This window comes from Rathayibacter sp. AY1H3, assembly GCF_002932015.1.
This window is the reverse complement of sequence record NZ_PSUU01000081.1, coordinates 1-5153: the sequence shown is the minus strand read 5'-3', so window position 1 is coordinate 5153 and position 5153 is coordinate 1. Positions and strand designations below refer to the sequence as shown.

The following is a 5153-nucleotide window of genomic DNA, read 5'->3' as shown; positions in this document are numbered from 1 at the left end:
CGGCGAGCTCGGCCTGCGTGCGCCGCCAGATCTCCTCCGCGTGGTGGTGGAACCGGTCGTGCCGCCAGCCGCCGGCCTGCGCCTTGTGGAGGGTGTCGGTGCGGCCCTGCACGGCCTGCTCGGCCTCGGGTCGCTGCGCGCCCAGGCGGTGCAGGCGGATCTCGCCGCCGTCCCGCGAGGTCTCGACGACGAGGACGCGCAGGTCGGGCCGGTGCTGCAGCAGCGGCACGATGTCGGGGAGCGGGCTGTAGGAGACGCCCTCGGGCGCGACCGGCCGACCCGGCAGCACTTCGTTCAGCACGACCCTCCCGTCCACGGCGACCGCGAAGAGGCAGCAGCGGCCGTGGGGGCGCCGAGCCCCCTCGAGCAGAGCGGCGAGAGCCCGGATGTCGGCCTGCGGCGCACCCTGGCGTGCGAGCTCGTCTCCGAGGGACGTGGCGCGCTCGAGCGAGATGTCCGGCGGATCCCCGGAGTCGATCGCGAGGTCGACGTAGAGCTGCGACACGGGCCGGGAGTCGCGGAGGAGCTCGGCCAGGGTCGGGAGAGCGGGGGTGGTGGTCACCATCGGGTCGTCCTTTCCTCTCGGTCCCGACAGTGTCGGACGGCAGGAGCGGGAGGAGGGACGGGGTTGACTGCTCGCGCGCGCCTCAGAGCAGGCGGCGCGCGGAGGCCCAGGCGGTGAGCTCGTAGCGGGAGGAGAGCTGCAGCTTGCGGAGGACGGCGGAGACGTGGGACTCGACCGTCTTGACCGAGATGAAGAGCTCGGCGGCCGCCTCCTTGTAGGCGTAGCCGCGGGCGATCAGGCGCATCACCTCGCGCTCGCGGGCCGAGAGCCGGTCGAGCTCGTCCACCGACTCCGCCTGCTCGCCCGCCAGCGCCCCGAAGGCGTCGAGCACGAAGCCGGCCAGGCGCGGCGAGAACACGGCGTCCCCGCCCGCCACCGCGAGCACGGCCCGGCTGACCTCGGCTCCGGAGCTGGCCTTGGTGATGTAGCCGCGGGCGCCGGCGCGGATCACGCCGACCACGTCCTCCGCGGCGTCCGAGACGCTGAGCGCCAGGAAGCGCGACGACGACCCGGCGCTGCGCCGCAGCACCTCGGCCCCGCCTCCGCCCGCACCGCCCGGCAGGTGCACGTCGAGCAGCACCACCTCGGGCGCGAGCGAGGCGACCAGGCCGACGGCGGAGTCGACGTCGGCCGCCTCCCCGACGACCTCGAGCTCGGGGGCGAGGTCGGCCCGCAGGCCGGAGCGGAAGATGGAGTGGTCGTCGACCAGCAGCACGCGGGTCACCGCTCGACCTCCGCGGGGAGCCGCAGATGCACCTCGGTGCCGGTGCCGCCGACTCCGGGGCGCACGGTCGCGCTGCCGCCCGCGCGCGCCATCCGGCCGATGATCGACTCGCGGATGCCGAGGCGGTCGCCGGGCACCTCGTCGAGGACGACGCCGGGGCCGCGGTCGCGCACGAACACGTCGACGCCCTGCACGGAGGACTCGAGGTACACCGAGACGTCGCCGCCCGCGTGCCGGGCCGCGTTGAGCACGGCCTCGCGGGTCGCGGCGAGGAGCGCGGCGGCGCCGGGGACGGACGCTCCGACAGCCACCACCTCGAGGTGCACGGGGTAGTCGAACTCGACGGCGGCGGCGATCGCCCGGACCTCGGCGGCCAGGTCGTTGGCGACCGGGACGTCGCGCTCGAACAGCCAGTCGCGCAGCTCCCGCTCCTGGGCGCGGGCGATGCGGGCGACCTCGCTCGAGGCTCCGGCGCGGTTCTGGATGAGCGCGAGGGTCTGCAGCACGGAGTCGTGCAGGTGCGCGGCGATCTCGGCCCGCTGCTCCTCGCGCACGCGGGCGGCGCGCTCGCCCATCAGCTCGGACCAGAGGGTCACCACCCGGGGCGCGGCCAGCACGCCGGCGGCGATCAGCAGCACGCCCACGGCGAGCACCGCGTTGAGCGCGCTCGGGCGGCCGGTGAGCACGGCCGCTCCGGCGAGCACCAGCAGCGCGCAGGAGGCGAGGCGCACTGCGGAGCCGTACCGGGCGGGGCGGACGGCGTCGCCGCGGTCGAGCCCGAGGCTCCAGCCGACGGCTCCTCCCGCGAGCAGGCCGACGGCGACGAGCGCGCGGGTGATGTCGGCGTCGTCGCCGCTGTCGACGGTGATCAGCACGGCGATCGCCGCGACGGCGGCGGCGAGGGTCAGCAGACCTGCCATGGGAGCGGAGCGGCGGACGGCCGGATCCGCGTCGCGCGAGTCGAGCGGCGCGAGGGGCACCAGCGCCCAGAGCCAGAGGTAGAGGAGCGCGCCGCCCCCGCCGAGCGCGGTCGTGAGGACGGCCAGGAGGCGGGTCCTCCGCACGCTCCAGCCGAGGTGGTCGGCGACCGCGGTGCACACTCCGCCGAGCAGCATCGTCCGCGGCCGCTGCAGCGGGGGGCGGACGGCGGTGCCGGGGACTGTGCTCACCCCTGCATCCAAACAGGTCGGCCGCACGATCGGGGGTGCTCTCGGGGTCGGATCAGGGGTTCCCCCGATGGTCCGGGCCGTGGGGCGCACGGGAGACTCGCAGCATGACAGGACAGAGCACGACCCCGCCGGGCTCCGCGGAGCCGGACGGCACGGATGCGGCGAGCACAGCGACGACGCCGATCGGGACGGATCCCGGAGCGGCCGGCCCGGCCAGCACCGGCCCCGAGAGCCCCGACCCGGGAGCCTCCGGCCCCGCCGATCCGCCCCCCGCTGCAGCGGCCGCGGACGATGCTGCTCGGCGGAGTGTGCACCGCGGTCGCCGACCACCTCGGCTGGAGCGTGCGGAGGACCCGCCTCCTGGCCGTCCTCACGACCGCGCTCGGCGGGGGCGGCGCGCTCCTCTACCTCTGGCTCTGGGCGCTGGTGCCCCTCGCGCCGCTCGACTCGCGCGACGCGGATCCGGCCGTCCGCCGCTCCGCTCCCGTGGCCGGCCTGCTGACCCTCGCCGCCGCCGTCGCGGCGCTCGCCGTGCTGATCACCGTCGACAGCGGCGACGACGCCGACATCACCCGCGCGCTCGTCGCCGTCGGCCTGCTCGCGGGAGGAGCCGTCGGCTGGAGCCTCGGGCTCGACCGCGGCGACGCCGTCCGCCCCGCCCGGTACGGCTCCGCAGTGCGCCTCGCCTCCTGCGCGCTGCTGGTGCTCGCCGGAGCGGCCGTGCTCACCGGCCGCCCGAGCGCGCTCAACGCGGTGCTCGCCGTGGGCGTGCTGCTGATCGCCGCCGGCGTGCTGGCCGCGCCCCGGGTGGTGACCCTCTGGTCCGAGCTGAGGGGCGGGCGCGCCGCCCGCGTGCGCGAGGAGCAGCGGGCCGAGATCGCCGCGCACCTGCACGACTCCGTGCTGCAGACCCTCGCGCTCATCCAGAACCGCGCCGGAGCCTCGAGCGAGGTCGCCCGCATCGCCCGCGCCCAGGAGCGGGAGCTGCGCGACTGGCTGTTCGAGCGCGACGTCCCGGTCGCCAACGACCTGGCCGCCGAGGTCCGGGCGATCGCCGCCGCCGTCGAGCTCGACTACCCCGTGCACCTCGAGGTGGTGGCTGTCGGAGCGTCCGTCCCCGGCGCCGCCGCGCTCCTCGCCGCGACCCGCGAGGCCGTGCTCAACGCGGCCCGGCACGCGGGCGGCGACGTCTCGGTGTACCTCGAGTCCTCCGTGCAGGGCGTCGACGTGTTCGTGCGCGACCGCGGCCCCGGCGTCGTCCTCGACGAGGTGCCCGGCGACCGCCTCGGCATCCGCGAGTCGATCATCGGCCGGATGGCGCGCGCGGGCGGCAGCGCGACCGTGCGCCCCGGAGTCGGCGGCACCGGCACCGAGGTGCATCTGCGGCTCCCCGCGGAGGTCGAGCGGTGACCCGCGTGCTGCTGGTCGACGACCACTCCATCTTCCGCTCCGGCCTGCGGGCCGACCTCGCCCCCGAGCTCGAGGTCGTCGGGGAGGCGGCCGACGTCGACTCCGCCGTCGGCCTGGTCGCCTCGCTCGCGCCCGAGGTGGTGCTGCTCGACGTGCACCTGCCGGGCGGTGCGGGCGGAGGCGGGGCCGAGGTGCTGCGGCGCAGCGCCGGGTCGTCGTCGCGCTTCCTGGCGCTCAGCGTCTCGGACGCCGCGGAGGACGTGGTCGGCGTGATCCGCGCCGGCGCCCGCGGCTACATCACCAAGGCCAGCTCCGGAGCCGAGGTCAGCCGGGCCGTGCTCGCGGTGGCGGGCGGGGACGCCGTGTTCTCGCCGCGCCTGGCCGGCTTCGTGCTCGACGCCTTCGGGGCGCTGGCGGGCGAGCAGGCGGAGTCGGTGGACGAGCTCGACCGGCTCTCGGCCCGCGAGCGCGAGGTGATGCGCCTGATCGCCCGCGGCTACGCCTACAAGGAGGCGGCCGCCGAGCTCTTCATCTCGGTCAAGACGGTCGAGTCCCACGTCTCCGCCGTCCTCCGCAAGCTGCAGCTCTCCTCCCGCTACGAGCTCACCGCCTGGGCCTCCGCGCGCCGCCTGCTCTGAGGCGCGCGCGAGCAGTCAACCCCGTCCCTCCTCCCGCTCCTGCCGTCCGACACTGTCGGGACCGAGAGGAAAGGACGACCCGATGGTGACCACCACCCCCGCTCTCCCGACCCTGGCCGAGCTCCTCCGCGACTCCCGGCCCGTGTCGCAGCTCTACGTCGACCTCGCGATCGACTCCGGGGATCCGCCGGACATCTCGCTCGAGCGCGCCACGTCCCTCGGAGACGAGCTCGCCCGCCAGGGTGCGCCGCAGGCCGACATCCGGGCTCTCGCCGCTCTGCTCGAGGGGGCCGGGCGCCCCCAGGGCGCCTGCTGCCTCTTCGCGGTCGCCGTGGACGGGAGGGTCGTGCTGAACGAAGTGCTGCCGGGTCGGCCGGTCGCGCCCGAGGGCGTCTCCTACAGCCCGCTCCCCGACATCGTGCCGCTGCTGCAGCACCGGCCCGACCTGCGCGTCCTCGTCGTCGAGACCTCGCGGGACGGCGGCGAGATCCGCCTGCACCGCCTGGGCGCGCAGCGACCCGAGGCCGAGCAGGCCGTGCAGGGCCGCACCGACACCCTCCACAAGGCGCAGGCCGGCGGCTGGCGGCACGACCGGTTCCACCACCACGCGGAGGAGATCTGGCGGCGCACGCAGGCCGAGCTCGCCG

Annotated in this window: 4 protein-coding genes and 2 pseudogenes; 3 read left to right on the top strand and 3 right to left on the bottom strand. The window is 76.2% G+C overall.

The genetic code is table 11. The features are described from left to right. From C5C33_RS17820 to C5C33_RS17810, 3 genes and pseudogenes are all read right to left on the bottom strand, one after another. A pseudogene (locus C5C33_RS17820) lies at nucleotides 1-565 on the bottom strand (hypothetical protein); the annotation flags it as partial. An 82-nt stretch (nucleotides 566-647) separates the two neighbouring features. After that, nucleotides 648-1289 carry a response regulator transcription factor gene (locus C5C33_RS17815; protein ID WP_104225749.1) on the bottom strand — a complete coding sequence of 214 codons (642 nt, stop codon included), beginning with the start codon at nucleotides 1287-1289 and terminating at the stop codon, nucleotides 648-650. Then, on the bottom strand, nucleotides 1286-2458 hold the full coding sequence (locus C5C33_RS17810; RefSeq protein WP_104261765.1) for a sensor histidine kinase: 1173 nt from the start codon (nucleotides 2456-2458) through the stop codon (nucleotides 1286-1288). Before C5C33_RS17810 ends, C5C33_RS17815 begins: the two co-directional genes overlap by 4 nt. Nucleotides 2459-2719: 261 nt before the next feature. Here C5C33_RS17810 and C5C33_RS17805 point away from each other — a divergent pair, with 261 nt between their 5' ends. The 3 genes and pseudogenes from C5C33_RS17805 to C5C33_RS17795 form a co-directional block, all read left to right on the top strand. Then, the gene (locus C5C33_RS17805; RefSeq protein WP_374953835.1) at nucleotides 2720-3868 is read left to right on the top strand and encodes a sensor histidine kinase; all 1149 of its coding nucleotides are present in this window, start codon (nucleotides 2720-2722) and stop codon (nucleotides 3866-3868) included. Continuing rightward, nucleotides 3865-4506 carry a response regulator transcription factor gene (locus C5C33_RS17800; RefSeq protein ID WP_104225749.1) on the top strand — a complete coding sequence of 214 codons (642 nt, stop codon included), beginning with the start codon at nucleotides 3865-3867 and terminating at the stop codon, nucleotides 4504-4506. The genes C5C33_RS17805 and C5C33_RS17800 overlap by 4 nt, the downstream gene beginning before the upstream one ends. A gap of 82 nt (nucleotides 4507-4588) precedes the next feature. Then, nucleotides 4589-5153: pseudogene (locus C5C33_RS17795) on the top strand (hypothetical protein); the annotation flags it as partial.